Source organism: Paenibacillus sp. FSL R7-0331 (assembly GCF_000758645.1).
Lineage (GTDB): Bacteria > Bacillota > Bacilli > Paenibacillales > Paenibacillaceae > Paenibacillus_AQ > Paenibacillus_AQ camerounensis.
This window is the reverse complement of sequence record NZ_CP009284.1, coordinates 4745123-4769887: the sequence shown is the minus strand read 5'-3', so window position 1 is coordinate 4769887 and position 24765 is coordinate 4745123. Positions and strand designations below refer to the sequence as shown.

Below are 24765 nucleotides of genomic sequence, written 5' to 3'. Positions count from 1 at the left end.
GATGTGAATTTCGTATTATACTGGGTTAAAGCGTTAAACCAAATATAAGCTAGATAGAGCGAAATAGGGAGTGAATGGGACTTTGTCACTTTATGTCATGAAATTCGGAGGCAGCTCCGTCGGCGACATTGAACGCATGAAGCGGGTCGCTAAGCGCATCGCAGAGAAGCAGGATGAAGGGCACCGCTGCGTTGTGGTTGTATCCGCTATGGGAGATACTACAGATGATCTCATAGATCAGGCCAAAGCGCTGAATGAACAGCCGCCGTCACGCGAAATGGATATGCTGATGACCACAGGAGAACAGATCTCGGTTGCGCTCCTGTCTATCGCCCTGCACGGGATCGGCAGAAATGCTGTCTCTTATACAGGCTGGCAGGCGGGCTTCCGCACCGATGAAACCCACGGCCGGGCCCGGATCAATGAAATCGTTCCGCGGCGTGTGCTGGAATCGCTGGAACGTGAGCAGATCGTCATTGTGGCCGGCTTCCAGGGAATGACACTGGACGGCGAGATTACGACGCTGGGACGCGGCGGCTCCGATACCACCGCAGTTGCCCTTGCAGCGGCGATCAAAGCGGATGTGTGCGAAATCTATACCGATGTGGACGGCATCTATTCCACCGACCCGCGTATTGTGAAGAAGGCACGCAAGCTGAAGGAAATCTCTTATGACGAGATGCTGGAGCTGGCCAATCTGGGCGCAGCGGTACTCCACCCCCGTGCTGTAGAATATGCCAAAAGATATCAGGTAAAGCTGGTCGTCAGATCAAGCTTTAATCATAATGAAGGTACTGTTGTGAAGGAGGAAGCAAGCATGGAACAGGGAGTCGTAGTAAGCGGGATAGCGTTTGACAAGAATGTGGCGCGGATCAGTATTCTGGGAGTGCCGGATGTGCCGGGCGTACTGGCCCAGGTGTTCGGCAAACTGGCTGCTGAAGGCGTTGACGTGGATATTATCGTACAGAGCGGTGTCCAGAACGGCACAGCCGACTTTTCCTTTACAGTAGGGCTGGGCGATTTGTCCCGGGCCAAAGAAGTAATCGAAGGGCTGCACAGCGAGCTGCCTTACCGTGAAGTTACCTCTGAGGATAGTCTGGTGAAGGTATCGATTGTCGGTGCAGGCATGGTCAGCCATCCGGGTGTAGCTGCGCAGATGTTCGAAGTGATCTCCGGCCAGGGCGTCAGCATCAAGATGGTCAGCACCTCCGAAATTAAGGTGTCCTGTGTCATCGAGTCCGGCAATCTTCCGCAGATTATCCAGGCGCTTCATACTGCCTACAATCTGGATACAGAAGAGCAGGCCTTTGTCGGCGGACCTCAGGACCGCAGATAAGCAGCCTATAACGAATAAGAAAAAGCCTGTAAGCCGCTGTTTTCAGTGGCTTGCAGGCTTTTTCTGTTAACCCAGCCGCCTGAACCGGCCTACGATCTCAACCGTTTCCAGCACGTTCACGAACGATTTCGGATCGGTCTCGAGAATGGTCTTCCGCAGCTCAGCCAGCTCATACCGGGTTGTAACGGTCATCAGCATCGTATTGCCCTCATGGCTGTAACCGCCCTCCGCGTTCACTACAGTAACCCCGTGGGGCAGCTGGGTGAGCCGGTTCAGCATCTTTTCACGCTCCTTGGTGACGATGAAGCAGGTCAGCTTGACGTGGCGGATATGAATCATATCCACCACTCTGCTTTTGACAAAAATACAAAGCATAGCGTAGAGGGCAGAGTCCCAGCTTTTGAAGAAACCGAGGCTTAAGATGACCAGCCCGTCCATCACGAACAGTACAGTGCCCATCGGAATATCGCGTTTGCGGGTAATGATGGAGCCCAGAATATCGAATCCCCCGGAAGACCCTCCTGCCCTCAGCGAGAATCCCACCCCGCTTGCAATGATGACACCGCCGAAAATACTGGCCAGTATCGGGTCCTTGGTCAGCTTAATGACCGGGATGACCGTCAGAAACCAGGTAGTAGCCACGACGGACAGCATGCTCAGACAGATATATTTTTTACCTACGGCCACAAAGCCCCAGATTAGAATCGGAAAGTTAATTGCAAAATAATACAGTGAAATATATTTCGGGTTCGTGAGATAGCCGATGATAGAAGCCGTCCCTGCCACCCCTCCGCTCAGCAGCTGATGCGGAATGAGGAAAAGCTGGAGCCCGCATGCTACCAGAAAAGCTGAAAGAATGATGACCGTTACATCTTTTATCTGTTTGGCTGCTGTGCTTGATACTAGCGGTACTACGAGATTACGAACTTGCATGCTGAAATTCCCCTCTTTTTATTTAGTCTATCCAACGTGATGCACTTCTATTTCCCTCTGCTCAACAACAAATTTATTTTATCACACTGATGATATTTTTTTATAAATAGTTTCACTATGATTTCTTTCACACATGTTATTATTCCGACCTATTTTCACTTGTCTAAAGTGGACAGCTTGCGCATATCCATGGAAGCAGAGCCTAAAAAAGGAGCTGAGCGGATTGGACAAGTATGTAAGCTGGATGGCGGTACTGAGGCTGCTGTCCGGTAGTGTGGAGATTACGGCGGCGCTGATAATGCTAAGGCTGAACCAGGTGGACAAGGCGCTGGCGGTGAATTCCGGACTGGCATTGGTTGGTCCGACGATTCTGATTCTGACGACTGCTGTCGGGCTTACAGGGATGGCCCAGGAGCTCTCCTGGGGCAAGCTGGGCTGGATTGGCTGCGGTGTAGCCTTTCTCTTAATCGGTATTCTGAAAAAATGATAGATGATAGGCATAAAACTCAGGTACAAGCATAAATATGGAATAAAGCTAGAAAAGTAGAGGACAGCTTGGGGGTACATTGTATGGCTAATGACTGGCTTTTCTTATTTCCCGAAAAAGTAAGGGCCCTGCTGAGCGGATTGCCTGCCAATCTTCTTGCCCGGCTGGAAGAGGTCAGAGTCCGGGAAGGGCGTCCGCTGGAGATTAACTACTCCGGCAAATACCATTTCCTCTGCGGGAACGGCAGCCTGACCCAGCAGCCCGCAGAAGCGTACAAGCCAAGCCGGGAGGATACACACCGGCTGCTGGATCTCATCAGTAACCATTCCCTCTATACGATGGAAGAGGAGCTGCGCAAGGGCTTCATCACGATCCCCGGCGGACACCGGATCGGCCTCTCCGGCCGGACCGTGCTCAGCGGAGGGGGTGTTGAGCATTTACGTGACATTACGGGCTTCAATGTCCGGATTGCCCGCGAGCTTCCGGGTATTGCCGACAGCGTGCTGCCCTATCTGGTCGAGCGGGGCCGGCAGCGGATCATGCATACGCTGATCCTCTCGCCTCCGCAGCACGGCAAGACCACGCTGCTGCGTGATCTCGCCAGGCAGATCTCCACGGGCAGCACTGCAGGGCGCGACGGCAGCCGCCCCGGCCTCAAGGTCGGCATCGTGGACGAGCGCTCGGAGATTGCCGGCAGCCGCCGGGGTATCCCGGCCTTTGATGTCGGTCCGCGCACTGACATCCTCGACGGCTGCCCGAAAGCGGAGGGAATGATGATGATGATCCGCTCCCTCTCGCCCGAGGTGCTCGTCGCTGATGAAATCGGCCGCCATGAGGATGCAGAAGCAGTAACCGAAGCGCTGCACGCCGGAATCTCGGTGGTAGCCACGGCACACGGCAAGGAAGTGGCCGAGCTGGCCCGGCGTCCGGGCCTCGGCGGACTGCTGGAGCACCGGATGTTCGAGCGGTATGTCATTCTGAACCGGACGGAAGCCGGACTTACCTTCCGCATTCTGGACGGGCAGAAGCGGGGGCTGCTCCTTATTACACCGGATGACCAGCTGGGCGGTGAACGCCGTGCTTAAGCTGCTGGGTGCCGTACTGGTAGTGGTAGCCGGCGCACTGGCCGGGTTCACCCGGGCCGCCCAGTATGCAGACAGGCCAAGGAACATCCGGGGGCTTATCGCCGCACTGCAGCGGCTGGAGACAGAGATTCTCTACGGCTATACGCCGCTGCCGGAGGCGCTGCACCGAATCGGACAGCAGTCGAAGGGGCCGCTGCAGGCTTTCTTTACCGCAGCAGCGGAAGAAATGAGCCCGCCGCTGAACCGAACGGCGGAGGAAGCCTTTCAGCGGGCGGTGGAGCTGCATTTCCGGTCCGCTTCCCTGAAGGGGGCGGAGAAAGAGATTATCCGTCAGCTGAGCTGCACCCTGGGCACAAGCGACAGGTCGAATCAGAGCACGCATATTGCGCTGGCTTTACAGCAGTTGAAGCAGGAGGAGACAGTGGCCAGAGAAGATCAGGGCAAATATGAAAAGATGAGCAAAAGCCTGGGTCTGCTGCTTGGAGTATTGATCGTCATATTGATCTTTTAGCGAGGTGCCAGGAATGAATATTGAAGTCAACGCGATCTTTCAAATCGCCGGCATCGGCATTATCATCGCCATGATTCACACGGTGCTGAAGCAGATGGGCAAGGAGGACATTGCCCACTGGGTAACTATTGTCGGATTCATCATCGTCCTGTTTATGGTGATCCGGATGCTGGACGGCCTCCTGCAGGAAATCAAAACGATTTTTCTTTTTCAATAGGCAGGCGTTATGGAAATCATACAAGTAGTGGGAATCGGACTCTTGTCGACGGTACTGATCCTTGTGCTGAAGGAACAAAAACCGATGTTCGCCTTTCTGCTGACAACAGCGGCCGGCATCCTGATTTTCCTGTTCCTGATCGGCAAAATCGGTACTATTCTCGGGACGCTGGAGCGGGTGGCGGAGTCTTCGGGAATGGAGATGATCTATATCAAAACCGTGTTCAAAATCATCGGAATTTCCTACATCGCGGAGTTCGGGGCGCAGATTGTTCGCGATGCCGGTCAGGAATCCATTGCCTCCAAGATTGAGCTGGCCGGCAAGGTGCTGATCATGGTGCTGGCTGTGCCGATCATCAGCATTATTATTGAAACGGTGATGAAGCTCCTGCCTGCCTGAGGCTCATGTAAGGTAGACGCAGATTAGCAGAGAAGGGCGGGAAGGCGGATGCGGGACTCTCCAAAGTTAAATAAACTGCTGCTCCTGCTGCCCTTTCTGCTGCTGCTCTTGTGCGGTAATACGGCTCCGGCGGCGGCAACCGCCTCTCAGCCATCGGGCGGAACAAATTCGCCGGTAGACGGCTGGGTCAAGGGCCAGATGCAGAATCTCCCGCTGGACGGGGTCGAATCCTACTGGGACCAGCTGATGACGGAATACGGGGGATTTTTCCCGGACGGGCAGACCCCGTCACTGATGGATATGCTGCTTCCGGGAGAGGACGGGCTGAGCTTTGCAGGGGTATTATCCGGGCTTGGCAGATTTATGTGGCATGAGGTGCTGTATAACGGAAAGCTGCTTGTAACGATCGTTATGATCAGTGTGCTCAGCATGATTCTGGAGACGCTGCAGACTGCTTTTGAACGCAAAACGGTCAGCAAAATTGCTTATATGCTCTGCTACATGGTCGTACTGGTCATAGCCGTCAACAGCTTCAATATTGCCATCGGGTATGCGAAGGATGCGATTGACCGGATGATTGATTTCATGATGGCGATGATTCCGCTGTTGTTTGCCCTCCTGGCGTCGATGGGCAACATCGTGACCGTTTCGGTTACGCATCCGCTGATTGTTTTTATGATTCATACGGTTGGCACACTGATCCACACCATAGTCTTCCCGCTGCTGTTCTTCTCGGCGGTGCTGCATCTGGTAAGCGCCATGTCGGACAAATACAAGCTGACCCAGCTGGCCAATCTTCTTCGCAATATAGGAGCCGGACTGCTGGGAGTACTGCTGACGGTCTTCCTGGGTGTCATTTCTGTCAAAGGTATCACCAGTTCTGTAACGGACGGTGTTACGATCCGGGCAGCCAAGTATATCACCGGAAATTTCGTGCCTGTCATCGGTAAAATGTTCGCAGACGCCACCGACACCGTTATTTCGGCTTCGCTGCTGGTGAAGAATGCAATCGGGCTGTCAGGGGTCATTATCATCCTGTTCCTGTGTGCATTCCCGGCGATCAAAATCCTGATTCTGGCGCTGATCTACAATGTGGCTGCAGCGGTCATGCAGCCGCTCGGCGAGACGCCGATTGTATCCTGCCTGCAGACGATCGGCAAAAGCATGATCTATGTTTTTGCAGCTCTGGCAGCCGTCTCCCTGATGTTTTTCCTGGCTGTAACCATTATGCTGACCGCCGGGAACGTCACTGTAATGATGAGGTAATGCCGGAAGTTTAGGAAGAAGCAGCTGCAAATGCCTACTAACGTTCAGGAGGTTTAGCTTATGACCTGGTTAGGCGATTGGCTGCGGGAGCTCATACTGGTAGTCCTGATGGCTGCCTTTGTGGAGATGCTGCTTCCGGGCAAGTCGATGGAGCGGTACGCCAGGCTGGTGCTCAGTCTGCTGGTGCTGCTGACGATGCTAAGCCCGGTTGTCTCCCTGCTGAAGGGGGATGCCGCCAAGGAATTGAGCGTTGCACTTGTGCAACAGGAGCAGCAGGGCGGACTGCTCCGCGGGGCAGGCCGGGGAGCCGGAACGCTGGAACAGATCCTGGCAGACGGGCGGATGCTGGCGGCAGGGGCGAAGGAGCAGAGCCTACAGCTGGCTGCGGAGGAGGTGGCCGGGCAGATGCAGGAGCAGGTTGCTGGCAGCACCGGCCTGCAGGGAGTTAAGGTGACAGTCAAGCTCGGGCTCAGCCTGGCATCCGGCCTTGGCGGTGAAGAGGTTCCGGTCATTACCGGGGTTACCGTTTCACTGCCGGCTACATCCGGTACAGGGCAGAACAGCGGCACGGAAGCAGGAGCAGATACCGGAGCTGAGCCGATCCGGATTGAGCCGGTGGTGCCGGTCCAGGTGCAGATCAGTGAGAGTGAAGGCGGAGCAGCCAGGGAAGCAACAGCAGGAGCCGCGGGCGGCGTGAATGGCGGGCAGGATGCCGGAGCTGCTGACGATGCGGCAACGGCTGAAGGGATCATAAGGATGCTGGAGACGAGCTGGAACCTGGAACGCGGCATCATTCAGGTTGCAGGCAATACCGCAAACACCGGAAAATCATGAAGCTGCAGCGTGGCAGCAAGGGGGGATAAGAGTGGCTAACTGGTTAAAAAAGCTGGAGCAGTGGGCAGGCGGAGGCTCCGGCAGTCCGAAAAGGAGTCATACCTTCCGCTGGCTGATCATTTTGGGACTGCTGGGTGTGGCAATTATGCTGTTTAACTCTTTTGTAAACGTCAAGAAGCTCGACAGCGAGAATACGGGGCGGGAACCGCCTGCTGCTGAATCATCCCAGACAACCCTGCAGCAGGGGGAGCTCAATAACGGGAGTGCCTTTGATACCATTGAACTGGCGATGGAGCAGCGCACTAAGGAAATTCTCGAGAAAATTGTAGGAGTCGGAACGGTTGATATTATGGTCACAGTGGAATCCACAGAAGAGATCGTTGTGACGCGCAATATGAATGATTCGCAGCAGCAGAGTGAGGAGACCGATGCCAGCGGCGGCAAACGCCATACGACACAATACACAAGGGACGGGGAGATCGTCACCTACAGCCAGTCAGGCGATGAAACTCCGATCATTACGAAGCGGATCAAGCCCCAGGTACGAGGCGTACTCGTTGTAGCCAAGGGCGCGGAGAACAAGGTCGTCCGCGGATTGATCGAAGAGGCTGTACAGAAGGGCCTGAATGTTCCGAGCTACCGCATTTCCGTCGTACCCCGCAAGCAGGAATAGGCGGACAGATCAGCAGATAACCAATATAATTTTTAGGAGGAAAAGAAAATGAAGGGCAAAAGACAAACGATTTGGTTGGTTTCCATGCTCAGCTTGATGGTGGTGCTCTCTGCTTACTATTTATTTACGGAAGACACAGGGTCGTCCATTCCGAAGGAAACAGCAGGGACTATACAGGTAGACAGTGCGAACAACGCAGCAGCCAGAGCGGATAATACAGTGCTGGATAACGGGCTGGTCATCAATGAAGTAGACACACAGGGCGCACTCAGTACGGATGCAGACTCAGAGGCTGCAGCAGCAGTTGAGGATAAGACTACAGCAGCAGCTGTTACCGAACCGGCTGCCGGCGCAGCATCTCCTGAAGCGAGCAGCAAACCAGACAGCTCCAAGGAAACTTCGGCTGCTGTCACTGACAAGACTGCGGGAGAGCAGGTAACGGCAAGCAGTGATAAGGGTGTAACGGATAAAACAGCAACTGATAAAGCAGCAGATACTGCCTCCGCCGGCAGCACTCCGGTTAAGAGTGAGGATGAAATTCTGAAAGAAGTGGCTGCCCAGAGCGCTTCCGCAAGCAGCATGTTCACCAACTACCTGTTTGAACGCGAGCAGCTGAACTTGAAGAGCTACAATGATCTGATCGCCCAGATTAACGATATGAGCAAGACACCGGCGGAGAACGCTGTGGCACAGGAGCAGCTCACCAAGCTTGAAGAAAAGGAATCCAAAATCAGCGATATCGAAACCCAGCTGCAGCAGAAATACGGCGAGGCAATCGTCAAAGAAGAAACGGGCAACAGCTACACCGTGGTTGTGCTGAGCGACAAACTGGATGTGAAGCAGGCTGTAGGCATCGTGGATCTGGTGATGAAGGAGCTGAGCGTTACCCAGGACAAGATCAGAGTCCAATATGTATCAGAGCAATAATTACCAGTATAAAAAAGCAAAAAATGCCGAAAGAGCTCGGGTTGCCCCGGGCTCTTTCCATTTCTAGCGTTTGTGATATAATACATAAAGTTATCATGATGAAAGCGACCTCAGATTTGCGTTATCCCTGAAGCTGTGCTTCAAAAGAGAAACGGTGAGGCCGTTTTTTGCTTGCCCGTACCAGAAAAGTGGCTTCGAGAGAAAGCTGAAGGAGTGAACGATTAAATGTTCAAGTTAAGTGAGATTAAGGAATTGATTAAATTGCTGGACCAGACCTCCTCCGTACATGAGCTGGAGATTGAAAGCGAAGGAATGAAGCTGGCTATACGTAAACCGGATCGCCCTGAAGCTGATGGCAACGCAATCCAGGCGGCTCCTTATGTCTATCCCTTTACGCCAGCCCCGCAGCCGCACAGCCTTCAGCATGTTGCACCTACGGCCCCAAGCGAAATTCCGGCTGCAGTACAGCCGCAGTCTTCCCCTGCCGAAGGAGCATTACATAAAATTGTTTCTCCAATGGTAGGGACCTTCTATAGTGCCGCTTCACCGGAATCGCCATCTTTTGTTAATGTAGGTGACCGGGTGAATGAGAAATCAACCGTCTGCATCATTGAAGCAATGAAGCTGATGAATGAGCTTGAGGCGGAAGTAAGAGGCGAAATCGTGTCTGTGCTAGCCGAGAACGGCCAGCTTGTGGAATACGGCCAGCCGCTGTTTCTGGTAAAGCCGGAGTAACCGCCGCAGTACTAGAACTAGAGGAGCTTGCAAGCCTCGTTAAACTTTGGGAGGAAACGCATGAACATTCAAAAAGTGCTGATCGCCAACCGCGGGGAAATTGCGGTTCGCATCATTAGAGCCTGCCGCGAAATGGGTATCTCCACTGTAGCGGTCTATTCGGAGCCTGACCGGGATTCGCTGCATGTCCGGCTGGCGGATGAGGCTTATTGCATCGGTCCGACGGCATCCAAGGACAGCTATCTGAATTTTACCAATATTATGAGCGTCGCTACATTAACTGAGTGCGATGCCGTTCATCCGGGATACGGATTTTTAGCAGAAAATGCTGATTTTGCCGAGATCTGCGGCTCCTGCAATATCACCTTTATTGGTCCTTCGCCGGACGCTATTACCCGTATGGGGGACAAGGCGGTAGCAAAGGAAACGATGAAGCTGGCCGGTGTTCCGGTTATTCCGGGCTCTGACGGCCTGGTGGGCGATGTGGAAGAGGCCATTATGCTGGGCCGTGACATCGGCTACCCGATCATCGTGAAGGCTACCGCAGGCGGCGGAGGCAAAGGCATCCGTATCGCCGAGGACGAGGAATCACTGGTCAAGCAGATTACTGCTGCACAGCAGGAAGCACAGAAGGCCTTCGGCAATGCCGGTGTGTATCTGGAGAAATTCCTGACCGGCATGAAGCATGTAGAAATCCAGATTATCGCCGATAATCACGGAAATGTCGTCCATCTGGGCGAACGGGACTGCTCCGTGCAGCGCCGCCGCCAGAAGCTGGTCGAGGAGGCTCCGTGCCCGGTACTTACGCCGGAGGTCCGCGAAGCGATGGGCCAGGCGGCTGTCCGTGCGGCACAGGCCGTGAACTATTCGGGCGCAGGCACGCTGGAGTTTCTGCTGGGGCCGGACGGCCAGTTCTACTTCATGGAGATGAACACCAGAATCCAGGTTGAGCATCCGGTAACCGAGATGGTCACCGGCGTGGATCTGATCAAGGAAATGATCTCGGTGGCTGAGGGCAACACATTGTCCTTCACCCAGGAAGATATTGTGATCAACGGCTGGTCTATCGAATGCCGTATTAATGCTGAAGATCCGGACAAAAACTTTATGCCTTCACCAGGCAAAATCGGCTTTTACCTGCCTCCGGGCGGGCTGGGTGTGCGGGTAGACAGCGGGGCTTACCCCGGCTATACTATTTCACCGTTCTATGACTCCATGATTGCCAAGCTGATCGTCTGGGCGCCTACACGCCAGGAGGCGGTTGCAAAGATGAAGCGGGCACTGGCAGAGTTTGCTGTGGAAGGCATACATACCACGATCCCGTTCCACCAGAAGCTGCTGGAGCATCCGGTGTTCCTGGACGGAAATTTCGATATCAAGTTCCTGGAAGAGTATGAAATTTAGGAAGCATTCTCATTGTTTGTCATAAAGTTCGGCAAATGATATAGTATGTTTAATAAGAGACGTGCTCTCCGCTATAAATATTGAACAACTTTTTTATTGAAAGGGTTGAAGTCTAAGATGAGTACATTGCCGACGGAATACGAGCGTACGGAGATCGGCGAGATCCAGATTGCTCCTGAAGTAATCGAGGTTATCGCTGGTTTGGCTACCGTAGAGGTTAAAGGCGTTGCAGGCATGAGCGGCGGTTTCGCAGGAGGAATTGTGGAGCTTCTCGGCCGCAAGAACCTGTCCAAAGGAGTAAAGGTAGAGGTTGGACAGCGTGAGGCTGCTGTTGACGTGTCCGTCATTATCGAATACGGCAACCGTATTCCGGAAGTGGCCGGCGAGATCCAGCGCAATGTGAAACGCTCCATCGAGACCATGACCGGCCTGACTGTAGTGGAAGTGAACGTGCATGTCCATGACGTCCAGTTCAAAACAACCGGGAATACGGACAAGAGCGAAGATATAGAAGCGGTTCACCGCGTGAAATAAGGGCCCTCGTTTATCCATAAACCCCCGACAGCACCGTCGAGGGTTTACTCTAATTTAAGGAGGTTATGAGACTCGTGGCAAAAATTTTGGACAGGCTTCTGCTGTTTATATACAGCCTAAGCATCGGAATATTATCTGTAATTGCCATTCTCCTCCTGAGCGGCGCAATACCGGATACACTGGAGATTCAGGATGGCCCGGCCGCCTATATTGCAGCTATTGCAGTGGCCGTCATTCTGTTCCTGCTCAGCATCCGTTTCTTCTACATCTCTTTGCGCCGTGACCGGGCTTCCCAGCCGTCAGTAGACCAGCGTACGGAATACGGGGATATTCAGATTTCCATGGAAACCATCGAGAACCTGAGCCTGAAGGCTGCAGGTAAGGTCAAGGGAATCCGGGATCTGAAATCACGGATACGCGTGTCGCAGGCCGGACTTGAAATTATGATCCGCGCAGTGGTGGACGGCGAGCATTCGCTCCCGCTGCTGACTACAGAGGTTCAGCGTCAGGTGCATGATTTCGTGCAGGAGACGACCGGCATTCCGGTTGCAGACGTTTCGGTCTATATTGCCAACCTCTCACAGTCTCCAAGCTTCAAAAGTCGAGTGGAATAGAGGTGAGTTTCCCTTATGCCCTGGAAAGAAGTATGGGAAAGTCACGGGGGCAGAATTGCCGGAGTAACCTTCGGTATTGTGCTTGGCCTGATTTATTTAATTAGCGGTTTTTGGGATATGCTGTTCTTTGCACTGGTAGTGTTCATCGGATATACGCTTGGCAAAAGAAAGGATACGGCGCAGCCGCCCCTGTTCACATGGCAGGAGCTGGTTGAGCGGCTATCCGGACGCTGGCGTCCCTTCAAATGAACCGCGATAGCCTTTCTCCCGGAGCCTGGAACCCGTTTCATTTGTGTTGCCTGGCTTTGGCGGGAAGGGGCTGCGCGGTTTTTTGGTTATTCAGATGGAGAATCACCACTGAAATTCTCGTAGTGTTCGTGGAAAGCAATGCTAGTTTGAAAATCACCACTTAATTGACAGCGAATTAGCGTTTAGAAGGGGTTTGCTGTGAATGAAGTGGCGTATTTCCAACTAAACATCGTAAACGACGAGAATTTACGGAATTAAGCGGCGGAAATCCACCTAATGTTCTGACTGGGGTTTTCGTATCAGCTTCCTGCCTAACTACAATCCGTTTAACTATATTTCGTACAATTAGATACCGGCATACGCACCCCAGTGAAGCCACGGCCCGGTTTTTAACTGTACGAAATACAATTAGGGATTAAGAATACCGCTTTGAGCTGAAAATAATAGTGCTTCTGAATGTAATGAATGATTTGCCGGAAACAATGCTTTACGATATAAAATGCGAGATAAGATTGTAGGAGGAACACATGAAGAGACGTTTAGCGAGAGAGATTATTGTACAGAGCCTGTACCAGATGGAAATGAACGATGTGGATAGTGCGGAAGCAGTAGAAATGCTGATTGCAGAGGCATCCGAAGAGAACGAGACCGAGCATGTCATAACGGATGAGGCTGAGCTGAAGGCTTACGTTGTCCTGCATGTGAACGGCGTATGGGAGCATAAGGTAGCGATCGACGACATGCTGGAGCATTACCTGAAGGGCTGGCAGATGAGCCGCCTGTCCCGTGTAGACCGTCAGATTCTGCGCCTGGCTACCTTTGAGATGGTCTTTGCAGACGATGTACCGGCCAAGGTTGCGGTTAACGAAGCAATTGATCTGGCCAAGCATTTCGGCACAGAGGACTCCGGCAAGTTCGTGAACGGGGTACTCGGCAAGATGATCCAGGAGATCGACAAGCTGAAAAGCGGGCTGTAAGCACCGCGAAGGAATAAACATTAGCCCGTATAACCTATCCATTCGTGCAGCAATCACACTTCTACAGCAGATAAAAAGGGGAGAGACTTACATGACAGCAGCAATCATCAGCGGTAAACAGGTATCCGACGAAATTCGTATTGACATCGCCCGGCAGGTGAAGGATCTGGCAGAGCACGGCGTTAAGCCCGGTCTTGCTGTCGTTCTGGTCGGTGAAGACCCGGCATCCCAGGTTTATGTCCGGAATAAGGAGAAATCCAGCACTGAGCTCGGCTTCCACTCCGAAGTGCACAGGCTCGATGCAGAGACAAGCCAGGCGGAGCTGCTCGCCCTGGTGGCAGAGCTGAACAACCGGAATGATATCGATGGTATTCTTGTACAGCTTCCGCTGCCTAAGCATATTGAGGAGAAGGCGGTTATTGACGCCATTGCTGTGGAAAAGGATGTGGACGGTTTCCATCCGATCAATGTCGGCAATCTGGTCATCGGTGATGACAGCCTGCTGCCTTGTACGCCTGCCGGCTGTATTGAGCTGATTAAGCGGACAGGAACCGGGATTTCCGGCAAGCATGCCGTTGTAATCGGCCGGAGCAATATTGTCGGCAAGCCGGTCTCCCTGCTGCTGCAGCGTGAGAATGCCACCGTAACGATGTGCCATTCCCGCACGGCGAATATGGCGGAAATCTGCCGTCAGGCGGATATCCTGGTAGTGGCAATCGGACGGGCTAATTTCATTGACGGTTCATATGTGAAGCCGGGTGCTGTAGTCATCGATGTAGGGATGAACCGGCTGGATACCGGCAAGCTTGCCGGAGATGTGGACTATGACAGCGCGAAGGAAGTTGCCGGGTATATCACTCCTGTACCGGGCGGTGTTGGCCCGATGACCATTACCATGCTGATGAGCAACACGCTGATTGCGGCCAAACGCCGCCGCGGCCTGGAATAGGGACTGCTTATGGCAGCCGAACGGCAAGTCTTATCCATTAAAGATCTTAACAAATATATCCGGATGAAGCTGGATTCGGATGTTCTCCTGTCGGATGTATGGGTCCGCGGCGAGATATCTAACTTCACACATCACGGCAGCGGACACATGTATTTCACGCTGAAGGATGAGAGCAGCCGGATCAAGGCCATTATGTTCGCCTCGCATAACCAGCGCCTGCCCTTTGTTCCGAAGGAAGGAACAAAGGTAATCGCCAGAGGCAATGTAACGGTATACGAACGGGACGGGCAGTACCAGTTCTACGCAACCCATATGCAGCCTGACGGAATCGGCAGCCTGTATATGGCTTACGAGCAGCTTAAGCAGAAGCTGGAGAAGGAAGGGCTGTTCGCTGCGGACCGCAAGCGCCCGCTGCCCCGCTTTCCGCGCGTGGTAGGTGTTGTCACCTCACCGACAGGCGCGGCCGTGCGGGATATCATTATCACGCTGCAGCGGCGCTTTCCCCAGGTGGCGGTGGTACTCTATCCCGTGCTGGTGCAGGGCAAGGGAGCTGCGCCTTCCATCGTGAAGGCGATTCAGAACCTGAACGCCATGGGCGAGGCCGACGTGCTCATTGTCGGCCGCGGGGGCGGCTCACTGGAGGAGCTGTGGGCCTTTAACGAAGAAGCGGTGGCGCGGGCAATTGCCGGCTCCGGCATTCCGGTGATCTCGGCAGTCGGTCATGAGACCGACTTCACGATCGCCGATTTCGCCGCCGATCTGCGGGCGGCGACCCCTACAGCGGCAGCCGAGCTGGCTGTGCCGCATGCTGCCGAGCTCGCTGCGCAGCTGCGCACCGCCGAGCAGCGGCTGCGGCAGGGCCTGCTGCGCCGCTCCCAGCGCGGCGGCGAGCGCCTGGCCTCGCTGCAGCGCTCGCTAGAGCTGGTCGGCCCGCGCCGCCAGCTGGCCCAGCACGCGCAGCGGCTGGACATGCTGCGCACGGCGCTAAGCCGCGCAGCAGAGACCCGGCACCGCCGCGCGCAGGAGCGCCAGGCGGTGGTGCGCGCACGGCTGCAGCGGTTCCACCCGCAGGCCAGCGTGAATGCGGCCCGGCAGCGCACCGAGAGCATCACCCGCACGCTTGCGGGTGCGATGCAGGCGCGCCTGCGGGACAAGCGTGCGCGCTACGTCTCGGAGCTGCGCTCACTCGACGCGCTTAGCCCGCTGAAGGTCATGTCACGCGGCTACAGCCTCGTGTATGACGAGAAGGAAGAGCATTTAATCAAATCGCTGAAGGAAGTCGAGCTTGGCGATGTGGTCAACATAAAGCTGAATGACGGACAGCTAAGCTGCCAGGTCTGGGGAATGAAGGAGGATGGCAAAGACGATGACGAAGGAAGCGGAACTGGATTTTGAAGGAGCTATGGAGCGGCTGGAGGAAATCGTGCGTGAGCTTGAGCACGGTGACGTTCCCCTGGAGAAGGCAATCGATTTGTTCCAGCAGGGGATGAAGCTGTCGCAGCTGTGCGGAAACAAGCTGGAGCAGGTCGAGCGTAAGATCGAAATGATTACCGAGATGGACGGGGAGCTGCGCAAGAAGCCTTTTGGCGCCCGGCTGGAAGGGGACAGTGATGAGCAGGTCTGAGCATAGCCCTGAACTACATGCGGCAGGCGGAGAACGCCAGCCGCTAAGCACGTATATTTCCGGAGTTACGGAAGCGGTACTGCAGGAGCTGGAGACAACTCTTCCAGCGGTGTGGACCGTTCCGGGACATCTGAAGGACGCGATGAACTATTCCTTGCAGGCCGGAGGCAAACGCCTCCGCCCGCTGCTCGTCGTCGCCGCCTGTGAGGCGCTTGGCGGCAGCCGTGAAGCGGCTCTGCCGGTAGCAGCAGCCATAGAGATGGTGCATACCTATTCGCTGATTCATGATGATCTTCCCGCTATGGATAATGATGATTACCGGCGGGGGAAGCTCACCAATCATAAAGTATTTGGCGAAGCAACCGCTATTCTGGCCGGTGATGCGCTGCTGACACATGCATTTTACAGCGTGGTCCAGGCATCCCGCCGGTATGGCGTTCCTGCGGAGCAGGTCCTCTCCATTGTCGAGGAGCTGGCAGAAATGGCCGGCCCGCGCGGAATGGTCGGAGGACAGGTGGCTGATATGGAAGGGGAGCAGGGGCTGACCAGTCTGGAGCAGCTGCAGTATATCCACCGCCATAAGACAGGTGATCTGATCGTATTCTCCCTGCTGGCCGGCGGACGGATTGCCGGCGCTGACCCGGCACAGCTGGAAGCGCTTCGCGAATTCGGCACACAGATCGGCCTCGCCTTCCAGGTGCAGGATGATATTCTTGACCTGATCGGTGATGAGGGCAAGCTTGGCAAGAAGACAGGCAGTGACATCAAGCAGCAGAAGGTGACCTATCCGTATTTCATCGGGCTTGAGGCTTCCCGGGCTGAAGTGGAGAAGCTGACAGAAGCCGCCCGCAGCGCTGTGCTTAGCGGAGGCTTTAAGGACAATTCGCGCCTGCTGGAAATTGCATCTTACCTGATGTCAAGGGATCATTAGTGAAATTTCCGAAGCGGCTGTATTTCGACAGCCGTTTCGTTTGTGTTATAATGGGGTTTATATTTTACAACATCTAGGAAAGCGGGGAAGACTCGTGCTGCTTCCAAATATAAATGATCCGCAGCAACTCAAATCTTTATCGGTGCCAGAGCTGGACTCCCTTGCAGAAGAGATCCGTACGTTTCTGATTGAGAAGCTCACTGTGACCGGCGGGCATCTGGGATCCAACCTGGGGGTAGTGGAGCTTACGCTGGCGCTGCATTACTGCTACGACAGTCCCCGGGACAAAATGATATATGATGTAGGACATCAGGCGTACGTCCACAAAATACTGACCGGACGGCAGGACCGCTTTGACACGCTCCGTAAGAAGGACGGTCTATGCGGCTTCGTCAAGCGTACGGAGAGTGAACATGATGTCTGGGAAGCCGGACACAGCAGCACCTCCCTGTCTGCAGCGATGGGTATGGCTATGGCTCGTGACCTCAAGGGCGAGGACAACAAGGTCATTGCTGTGATCGGTGACGGGGCGCTGACAGGCGGGATGGCCTTTGAAGCGCTGAACCATATCGGTCATGAGCGCCGTAAGCTGATGGTAATCCTGAATGATAACGAGATGTCCATCGCTCCTAACGTCGGGGCTATGCACAATTATCTGAGCAAAATCCGTTCCGACCGCCATTATCTGCGGGCCAAGGATGAAGTGGAAGGACTGCTCCGGAGAATTCCGGCGATCGGCGGTAAGCTGGCCAAGACGGCAGAGAAGCTGAAGGACAGCCTCAAATATATGATGGTTCCCGGCGTGCTTTTTGAGGAGCTGGGCTTCACCTATCTCGGTCCGGTAGACGGGCATGACATCGAGAAGATGATCGACACCTTCCATCAGGCAGACAATGTCAACGGTCCGGTGCTGGTGCATGTACTGACCACCAAAGGCAAAGGCTATAAGCCTGCCGAGACTGATTTCTACAAATCGCATGCCATTTCTCCATACAAAATTGAATCCGGACAGCCCTTGAAAGCGGTCGGCAAGCCGCCGATGTATACGGAAGTGTTCGGAGAGACGCTGATTGAGCTGGGCCGTGAGGATAAACGTCTGATTGCTGTAACCCCGGCCATGCCGGGCGGCTCTGGCCTCTTCCCGTTCGCGAAGGAATTCCCTGACCGGATGATTGATGTCGGTATTGCCGAGCAGCACGCGGCAACGCTCTGCGCAGCGCTGGCTATGGAAGGGATGAAGCCGGTCTTTGCGGTGTATTCCACCTTCATGCAGCGGGCTTATGATCAGATTCTGCATGATATCTGCCGCCACAACGCCAATGTGATGTTCGCCATTGACCGTGCAGGCTTTGTCGGGGCGGACGGCGAGACGCATCAGGGCGTCTACGATATTGCATTTATGCGTCATATTCCGAATATGGTCATCATGATGCCTAAGGATGAGAATGAGCTGCGCCATATGATGAAGACGGCGCTGGAATACAATGACGGTCCAATTGCTTACCGTTATCCGCGGATTGACGGAACCGGCGTCGCGCAGGACAAAGAGCTGAAGACTATTCCGATCGGTTCATGGGAGCGACTGCGCACCGGTGATGATTATGCGGTGCTTGCCTGCGGGCCAATGGTTCAGGTTGCCGAGGAAGCAGCTGAGCTGCTTAAGCGTGAAGGCGTACAGGTTGCTGTGGTGAATGCACGCTTCCAGAAGCCGCTTGATAACTCCATGCTGCTTGAGCTGGCCAATGCCGGGACTTCAATGGTTGTCATTGAGGAAGCCAGTGAAGCGGGCAGCCTGGGAAGTGCAGTACTGGAATTTTACGCGTCACAGGAGATGTACGATACACGGGTGCATCTGATGGGAGTGCCTGACCTCTTTATTGAGCACGGCTCAGTTAAAGAGCAGCGCCAGCAGACCGGCCTTACAGTTGAAGCGCTCTGTGCACGGATCAAAGCCATGAAGGCACTGAGCAAATATACGTATAAGTCAACCTCCACCTCCTGAAGCCTGTTAGGCAGGAAGCGGTTGACCCAAGAACGATCAGGAGATGAACATGGAACACCCTAAAGAACGGATCGATGTATTATTGGTGGAACAAGGCTTTTATGAGAGCCGGGAAAAGGCCAAGGCAGCCATCATGGCCGGCCTTGTACTGGCTGACGAGGAACGGATCGAGAAGGCGGGCATGAAGGTGCTCCGCAGCTCAGTCCTGAAGGTAAAGGGTGCTGTGCATCCGTATGTCAGCCGCGGCGGGCTCAAGCTGGAGAAGGCGCTGCGCAGGTTTGAGATTGATCTGACCGGCCGCGTTATGCTGGATATCGGTTCCTCCACCGGCGGTTTTACTGACTGTGCCCTGCAGCATGGGGCAAGTCATGTCTATGCTGTTGATGTCGGCTATAACCAGCTGGACTGGAGTTTGCGCAATGACGAGCGGGTTAGTGTAATGGAGCGGACGAATTTCCGTTACATGACTCCGCCTGATCTGCACGGGCCGGTGCCGGATTTTGCGAGCATAGATGTCTCCTTTATATCACTCAAGATCATCCTTCCTCCGCTCAAAGCGCTGCTGAGCCGTCCGGCGGATATCGCTGCGCTCATTAAGCCGCAGTTTGAGGCCGGCCGCGAAAAGGTCGGTAAATCCGGCGTTGTGCGTGATCCGGCAGTACATAAGGAAGTGCTGGTCAACGTGCTGACTATGGCCGATGAGCTAGGCTACCGGCTGGCCGGCCTGACCTTCTCGCCGATTACCGGAGGAGAAGGCAATATCGAATTTCTCGCACACTGGAAGCTGGAGGAAGAAGAGGCTCAAGCTGCTGAAAGCGAAGAACGGCAGGAGACTTCATCTCCGCACGATTCGGGCGGAAGCTTCGCGCTTCTGGCCGACACCGTCATCAAAGAAGCGGCAGCAACCTTTACTGCGGGGGCTAACGGAAACTCATCGAAGAAACGATGAGTTTCTTTTGCTTGAGAAGTACCCTCATATCATTACGAAAGATCAGCAGGCGCTGCTGAGAAGCAGGAGTTCAAGCCCGGCTGGGCGAATAAATCACCGAGGTGATTTGTGTGGCAAGCTCTGACAAAGCCGTTGTTGCGCTTATTGGATTGGCAGCCGTGATATTCCTGGTCTACCGGATTTACCTTTGGCTGCAGAGCTCACCCAGATCCTTTCTGAAGGACCGGGTGCCGATCAACGATGTGATTGCTCCCCACCCCTCCATCGAGTGGCTGGAGGCGGCAGGATATGAGGTGATTGGCGGTAAGCTCAAGATCCCGTTGTCTTTTAATGTAGACGGTGCCTCCATGTACAGCCGGCTGTTTATTGATTATGTAGCCGGTAAAGAGGATGGCTCGTATTATCTGGTCATTCTGTCCCGTCCCCGGAAGGAGCTTGAATTCACGGGGAGTGCGCTCCGGGATACACTTCTGCCATATCTGCTGATCTATCCTGACTGCAGCGGAGTGCTGTATGTCAACACGTCATCGTCCGCGATTCATGTGATCTCTTTTGGCAGGGATGACGGCGAGTCCGCTTAATGCTTATATTTTTTTACAATACAGGAGGCAATAATGAAGGGACACAGGCATATCAAGATTCGTGAGATCATCACGCATAAAGAAATTGAAACACAGGATGAACTGGTGGAAGAACTGCGCCAAGCGGGGTTTCAGGTCACCCAGGCTACGGTTTCCAGGGATATCAAAGAGCTGCTTCTGATCAAGGTGCCGATGGATGACGGAAGATATAAATACTCTCTGCCGACAGACCAGCGCTACAACCCTACCCAGAAGCTGAAAAGAGTACTGGTGGACAATTTCGTCCATATCGATTCCTCAGGCAATCTTGTGGTGATGAAGTGCCTGCCGGGTACAGCCAATTCGGTGGCTGCGCTGATTGATAATATCGACTGGCCGCAGATTATGGGAACCATTTCGGGTGACGATACCATTCTGATTATTTGCCGCCTGCCAGAGGACAGCAAGGATGTCATTTCGCAAATCATGGGATATATCTCCTGACCTAAATAGATGTAAGAGCAATCCATTCATGGGAATCTTTTCGGAGGTGCAGTATTAGTGTTAGAAACGTTGTCGATCCGCAATTTGGCCGTTGTTGAAGCGGTGGACGTACATTTTTATCCCGGATTTCATGTACTGACAGGGGAAACAGGTGCCGGGAAATCCATTATTATTGATGCCCTTGCCCTTGTGGCAGGCGGACGCGGGTCCGCCGATTCCATCCGTTACGGCTGCGACAAGGCGGAAATGGAAGCGCTGTTCAGCCTGCCGGGCGGTCACCCGGTATGGGAGACGCTGGAGCGCCTGGGCATTGATGCGCATGCGGAGGAGCATCTGATTATACGGCGTGAGATTACATCAACCGGCAAAAGCACTTCACGTGTTAACGGCCAGATGGTCAATCTCAGCATGCTGCGGGAAATCGGCGAACAGCTGGTCAACATTCACGGCCAGCACGAGCATCAGAACCTGCTTAAGGCGGAGCGCCATCTCGGTCTGCTGGATACTTACGGGGAGGCCGTTATAGGTCCGCTGAAGGCAGATTATCAGGAGAAGTACACCGCTTTTGCCAAGGTCGAGAAGGAGCTGCGGGAGCTTCAGGAATCCAGCCAGAAGGCTTATCAGATGCTGGATTTGTACCGTTTTCAGCTAGAGGAAATTTCTTCGGCAGGGTTAAAACCGGGAGAAGATGAATTACTTGCTGAAGAACGGGTCAAACTATCCCACAGTGAGAAAATGATGGATTCGGTATCTGGTGCATACGACCTGCTGTATGACAAACAGGGACTGGAATCCATCAATAAAGTAATCTCCCGGCTGGAGGATGCAGTCCGGTATGATGAGAAGGGGCTGCGTACTGTACTGGAACAGCTGCAATCCTCCTATTATCAGCTGGAGGACGCTGCTTTCCAGCTGCGGGATTACCGCGAGGATATCGAATTTAATCCGGCACGGCTGGAGGAGATCGAGAACCGTCTTGATCTGATTAACGGGCTCCGCCGTAAATATGGGGACAGTGTAGAACAGATTCTGGCGTATTATGATCAGATACACCGGGAAACGGATCTGCTGGAGAATAAGGATGAGTATATTGAGAAGCTGACCGCAAAGCGCAACGGCCTGCTCAACACCTTAATGGAAGCGGCACAGATGCTCAGCGAGGCACGCAGGCAATGTGCAGCTGATCTGGCCTCCCAGGTTGAAGGCGAGCTAAAAGACCTGCAAATGGAACGTACCTCCCTGAAGGTTAAGCTGGATATTATGGAGGACCCGCGCGGCGTTGAGTACCAGGAGCGCCGGTACCGGCTTACCCGCCAGGGTATCGACAGTGCCGAATTTATGATCTCGCCGAACCCGGGTGAGCCGTTGCGGCCGCTCGGCAAAATCGCTTCCGGCGGTGAGCTCTCACGGATTATGCTGGCGATGAAAAGTATTTTTGCCCGGACAGACGCTATTCCTGTACTGGTCTTTGATGAAGTGGATACCGGGGTCAGCGGACGGGCGGCCCAGTCCATTGCGGATAAGCTGTTTAAGCTCTCCTCCTCATGCCAGGTGTTTTCCATTACGCATCTGCCGCAGGTAGCCTGCATGGCCGATCATCAGTATCTTATCCGTAAAAGGGTTGAGGACGGACGGACGATGACTGAAGTTGATTCACTCACCGCCGATGGCCGGGTCATGGAGCTTGCCCGGATGCTGGGCGGCGTCGAAATTACCGAAAAAACATTGCATCACGCCCAGGAAATGCTCACTCTGGCTGAGGCCAGCAAAGCAGCCATAAGCTAGGCGGGACAATGATTGACAGTAATAAAAGCCTGAGGGCAAGGTTATCTTATAGGTACGCAATTGGCGACCACCTTTTTCGTCAAGCGAAAGAAGCAAAAGGGAGCGTGACAGCCATTGAAGCCGAACCTCAGGAAGTTAATGCCCTGCCTTTTTTTCACCTTCTTTCTCAGCTTATCCGGTGTAACGGGATCCATCCCGAGTTATGCCGCACAGCTTGATTCGCAGCCGGCCAAAGCGGCGGCTCAAGCAGCAGACCAGGAGCTTAAGGTTATTCCTGGAGGCCAGACGATCGGTGTAAAAGTAAAGTCGGCAGGAGTTCTTGTTGTTGGCCATCATCTAATTGAAGTATCTGAGCAGTCCAAGCTTTCACCCGGAGAGATCAGCGGGCTTATACCCGGTGATCTGATGGTTTCCATCGACGGTGTGAAGCTGAGCGAGGTATCCAAGGTTGCAAAGCTGGTCGAGAAGGCAGGCAAGTCAGGCGAGACCCTGAGCATTGTGTACAAACGTGCCGGCAAGGAGCATACAGCTAAGCTGAAGCCTGCCTATGACCGTAATGACAAGGTGTGGAGACTGGGGCTGTACATCCGTGATTCTGCGGCTGGAGTCGGCACCTTAACCTTTTATGCTCCGGAGCAGGGAGTGTATGGCGCTCTGGGCCATGTCATTACGGACATGAACACCGGAACCCCGATTGTGGTGGGCAGCGGACATATCGTACAATCCACTGTAACTTCGATTTCCAAGAGCCAGGACGGCGATCCGGGGGAGAAACGTGCAGTTTTTCTTAAGGAGAGCCAGGTGCTGGGCAATGTGCAGAGTAATACGGATTTCGGCATCTTCGGCAAAATGACTAAAAATCCTGAGCACAGCCTGTATAAGCAGCCGATACCCATCGCCAAAAGCAGTGAGGTAAAGGAAGGGCCGGCACAGATTCTTACCGTTGTTGACGGACAGCAGGTAGAGCGGTTCAATGTAGAAATCATTCATGTTGCCCATCAGCAGACGCCTGCCACCAAAGGGCTGGTGCTGCGCATCACTGACCCCCGCCTGATTGATAAGACCGGAGGCATTGTCCAGGGCATGAGCGGCAGCCCGATTGTGCAGGATGGCCGTTTAATCGGCGCAGTGACCCACGTCTTCGTTAATGATCCCAAGTCGGGCTATGGCTGTTTTATTGAGTGGATGCTAAAGGATTCCGGGGTTACCGGACAAACTGAACTTTCCCCATATAATCTTAAGGCGGTATAGCCTTAAGATTTTTTTGTCGAAGCTCAGCGATATAAATCGAAACATGAAATAAAATATTTAATTATAATCTAACGGCGAAAAAAAATAAAGAAAAATAATTTTCGACAGAAGGATATTTGAATTGGCTGTCGAAAACCTAAGGAGTGCGGTAAAAAATGTGATTTTTTAAATAAGCAGAGATGAATAAGGAGGAAGCAGCCAGTGCAGAATATTGAAGTGTTGTTGGCCGATGATAATAGGGAGTTCACGAACTTGCTTGCCGAATACATTACGGAACAGGAAGACATGACCGTTACAGGCATCGCTTATAATGGGGAAGAAGTGCTTCAGATGCTAAGCGGGGCAAGAAAAATTCCGGATGTATTGATCCTTGATATTATCATGCCGCACTTGGACGGACTCGGCGTTCTTGAACGCCTGCGTGATATGGATCTTAACCCGCAGCCGAAGGTCATCATGCTGACTGCATTTGGTCAGGAGAACATCACTCAAAGAGCTGTGCAGCTTGGCGCGTCTTATTATATTCTAAAGCCGTTTGATATGGAGGTTCTTGCTAACCGTGTGCGTCAGCTTGTAGGCACCCAGGGCAGCATGAGCAGCTCTGCGAGCATGGGGGGCTTCGCCTCCTCAAGACCATCATCCAATATGAATGTTGTGCCGCTCTCCAAGGGCAAGAACCTGGATGCGAACATTACCTCCATTATTCATGAAATCGGTGTGCCTGCTCATATTAAAGGCTACCAGTATCTGCGCGAAGCAATCACAATGGTGTACAACAACATCGAAATTCTGGGGGCTATTACCAAAACCCTGTATCCGGCCATTGCCGAAAAGTTCAAAACCACTCCATCACGCGTAGAGCGGGCGATCCGCCATGCCATTGAGGTGGCCTGGACCCGCGGTAACATCGACAGCATCTCCCACTTATTCGGCTATACCATTAATATCTCCAAATCCAAGCCAACTAACTCGGAATTTATTGCCATGGTAGCCGACAAGCTGCGGATTGAGCATAAGGTGTCTTGAAAG

Annotated in this window: 28 protein-coding genes; 27 read left to right on the top strand and 1 reads right to left on the bottom strand. The window is 53.7% G+C overall.

Annotation, left to right across the window (positions count from 1 at the left end; genetic code table 11):
* Positions 1-82: 82 nt before the first annotated feature.
* Positions 83-1336: an aspartate kinase gene (locus R70331_RS20660; protein ID WP_042178619.1), complete on the top strand. Its 1254-nt coding sequence runs from the start codon at positions 83-85 to the stop codon at positions 1334-1336.
* 66 nt (positions 1337-1402) lie between these two features.
* Here the strand turns inward: R70331_RS20660 and R70331_RS20655 are convergent, their stop codons facing one another.
* Complete coding sequence (locus R70331_RS20655; RefSeq protein WP_042178617.1) at positions 1403-2269, bottom strand: YitT family protein; 867 nt, start codon at positions 2267-2269, stop codon at positions 1403-1405.
* Between the two features lie 223 nt (positions 2270-2492).
* Between R70331_RS20655 and R70331_RS20650 the strand changes: the two genes are divergently transcribed.
* From R70331_RS20650 to spo0A, 26 genes are all read left to right on the top strand, one after another.
* Positions 2493-2756 carry a YqhV family protein gene (locus tag R70331_RS20650; RefSeq protein ID WP_425280448.1) on the top strand — a complete coding sequence of 88 codons (264 nt, stop codon included), beginning with the start codon at positions 2493-2495 and terminating at the stop codon, positions 2754-2756.
* 83 nt (positions 2757-2839) lie between these two features.
* Positions 2840-3841: a stage III sporulation protein AA gene (spoIIIAA, locus tag R70331_RS20645; RefSeq protein WP_042178614.1), complete on the top strand. Its 1002-nt coding sequence runs from the start codon at positions 2840-2842 to the stop codon at positions 3839-3841.
* Positions 3834-4352 (top strand): stage III sporulation protein SpoIIIAB, encoded by a 519-nt coding sequence (gene spoIIIAB / locus R70331_RS20640; protein WP_042182963.1) that lies wholly within the window; start codon positions 3834-3836, stop codon positions 4350-4352. Before spoIIIAA ends, spoIIIAB begins: the two co-directional genes overlap by 8 nt.
* Before the next feature lie 13 nt (positions 4353-4365).
* The gene (gene spoIIIAC, locus R70331_RS20635; RefSeq protein WP_020426549.1) at positions 4366-4569 is read left to right on the top strand and encodes a stage III sporulation protein AC; all 204 of its coding nucleotides are present in this window, start codon (positions 4366-4368) and stop codon (positions 4567-4569) included.
* A gap of 9 nt (positions 4570-4578) precedes the next feature.
* A complete protein-coding gene (gene spoIIIAD, locus R70331_RS20630; RefSeq protein WP_039875230.1) occupies positions 4579-4968 on the top strand; it encodes a stage III sporulation protein AD in 390 nt (129 codons plus the stop codon).
* 48 nt (positions 4969-5016) lie between these two features.
* Positions 5017-6234 (top strand): stage III sporulation protein AE, encoded by a 1218-nt coding sequence (spoIIIAE, locus tag R70331_RS20625; RefSeq protein WP_042178609.1) that lies wholly within the window; start codon positions 5017-5019, stop codon positions 6232-6234.
* A gap of 60 nt (positions 6235-6294) precedes the next feature.
* Entirely contained in the window at positions 6295-7068 is a 774-nt protein-coding gene (spoIIIAF, locus tag R70331_RS30630; protein ID WP_052419142.1) for a stage III sporulation protein AF, read from the top strand.
* A gap of 31 nt (positions 7069-7099) precedes the next feature.
* Positions 7100-7741, top strand: a complete 642-nt coding sequence (spoIIIAG, locus tag R70331_RS20615; protein WP_042178606.1) for a stage III sporulation protein AG — start codon at positions 7100-7102, stop codon at positions 7739-7741.
* A 48-nt stretch (positions 7742-7789) separates the two neighbouring features.
* Entirely contained in the window at positions 7790-8668 is an 879-nt protein-coding gene (locus R70331_RS20610) for a SpoIIIAH-like family protein (protein ID WP_042178604.1), read from the top strand.
* Between the two features lie 225 nt (positions 8669-8893).
* Positions 8894-9403, top strand: coding sequence for an acetyl-CoA carboxylase biotin carboxyl carrier protein (gene accB, locus R70331_RS20605; protein ID WP_042178603.1), 510 nt, complete (start codon positions 8894-8896; stop codon positions 9401-9403).
* 60 nt (positions 9404-9463) lie between these two features.
* Positions 9464-10807, top strand: coding sequence for an acetyl-CoA carboxylase biotin carboxylase subunit (gene accC / locus R70331_RS20600; protein ID WP_042178602.1), 1344 nt, complete (start codon positions 9464-9466; stop codon positions 10805-10807).
* Positions 10808-10924: 117 nt separating this feature from the next.
* Positions 10925-11341 (top strand): Asp23/Gls24 family envelope stress response protein, encoded by a 417-nt coding sequence (locus tag R70331_RS20595; RefSeq protein WP_042178599.1) that lies wholly within the window; start codon positions 10925-10927, stop codon positions 11339-11341.
* 74 nt (positions 11342-11415) lie between these two features.
* Entirely contained in the window at positions 11416-11955 is a 540-nt protein-coding gene (gene amaP / locus R70331_RS20590) for an alkaline shock response membrane anchor protein AmaP (RefSeq protein WP_042178595.1), read from the top strand.
* A gap of 15 nt (positions 11956-11970) precedes the next feature.
* The gene (locus tag R70331_RS20585; RefSeq protein ID WP_042178594.1) at positions 11971-12204 is read left to right on the top strand and encodes a DUF2273 domain-containing protein; all 234 of its coding nucleotides are present in this window, start codon (positions 11971-11973) and stop codon (positions 12202-12204) included.
* Between the two features lie 527 nt (positions 12205-12731).
* Positions 12732-13181: a transcription antitermination factor NusB gene (nusB, locus tag R70331_RS20580; protein WP_042178592.1), complete on the top strand. Its 450-nt coding sequence runs from the start codon at positions 12732-12734 to the stop codon at positions 13179-13181.
* 91 nt (positions 13182-13272) lie between these two features.
* A complete protein-coding gene (gene folD, locus R70331_RS20575) occupies positions 13273-14130 on the top strand; it encodes a bifunctional methylenetetrahydrofolate dehydrogenase/methenyltetrahydrofolate cyclohydrolase FolD (protein ID WP_042178589.1) in 858 nt (285 codons plus the stop codon).
* A gap of 9 nt (positions 14131-14139) precedes the next feature.
* Positions 14140-15525, top strand: a complete 1386-nt coding sequence (gene xseA / locus R70331_RS20570) for an exodeoxyribonuclease VII large subunit (RefSeq protein WP_042178586.1) — start codon at positions 14140-14142, stop codon at positions 15523-15525.
* Positions 15497-15754 (top strand): exodeoxyribonuclease VII small subunit, encoded by a 258-nt coding sequence (gene xseB, locus R70331_RS20565; RefSeq protein WP_042178584.1) that lies wholly within the window; start codon positions 15497-15499, stop codon positions 15752-15754. Before xseA ends, xseB begins: the two co-directional genes overlap by 29 nt.
* Positions 15741-16685, top strand: a complete 945-nt coding sequence (locus R70331_RS20560; protein ID WP_081947687.1) for a polyprenyl synthetase family protein — start codon at positions 15741-15743, stop codon at positions 16683-16685. Before xseB ends, R70331_RS20560 begins: the two co-directional genes overlap by 14 nt.
* Positions 16686-16779: 94 nt before the next feature.
* On the top strand, positions 16780-18687 hold the full coding sequence (gene dxs / locus R70331_RS20555; protein ID WP_042178581.1) for a 1-deoxy-D-xylulose-5-phosphate synthase: 1908 nt from the start codon (positions 16780-16782) through the stop codon (positions 18685-18687).
* A 49-nt stretch (positions 18688-18736) separates the two neighbouring features.
* Complete coding sequence (locus R70331_RS20550) at positions 18737-19636, top strand: TlyA family RNA methyltransferase (RefSeq protein WP_042178578.1); 900 nt, start codon at positions 18737-18739, stop codon at positions 19634-19636.
* A gap of 110 nt (positions 19637-19746) precedes the next feature.
* Positions 19747-20217: a hypothetical protein gene (locus R70331_RS20545; protein WP_042178575.1), complete on the top strand. Its 471-nt coding sequence runs from the start codon at positions 19747-19749 to the stop codon at positions 20215-20217.
* Between the two features lie 33 nt (positions 20218-20250).
* Positions 20251-20700 (top strand): transcriptional regulator AhrC/ArgR, encoded by a 450-nt coding sequence (gene ahrC / locus R70331_RS20540; protein WP_042178572.1) that lies wholly within the window; start codon positions 20251-20253, stop codon positions 20698-20700.
* 57 nt (positions 20701-20757) lie between these two features.
* A complete protein-coding gene (gene recN / locus R70331_RS20535; RefSeq protein WP_042178569.1) occupies positions 20758-22485 on the top strand; it encodes a DNA repair protein RecN in 1728 nt (575 codons plus the stop codon).
* Between the two features lie 114 nt (positions 22486-22599).
* Positions 22600-23736: a SpoIVB peptidase gene (gene spoIVB / locus R70331_RS20530; protein WP_042178566.1), complete on the top strand. Its 1137-nt coding sequence runs from the start codon at positions 22600-22602 to the stop codon at positions 23734-23736.
* 201 nt (positions 23737-23937) lie between these two features.
* A complete protein-coding gene (gene spo0A / locus R70331_RS20525; protein WP_042178563.1) occupies positions 23938-24762 on the top strand; it encodes a sporulation transcription factor Spo0A in 825 nt (274 codons plus the stop codon).
* Positions 24763-24765 lie beyond the last annotated feature (3 nt).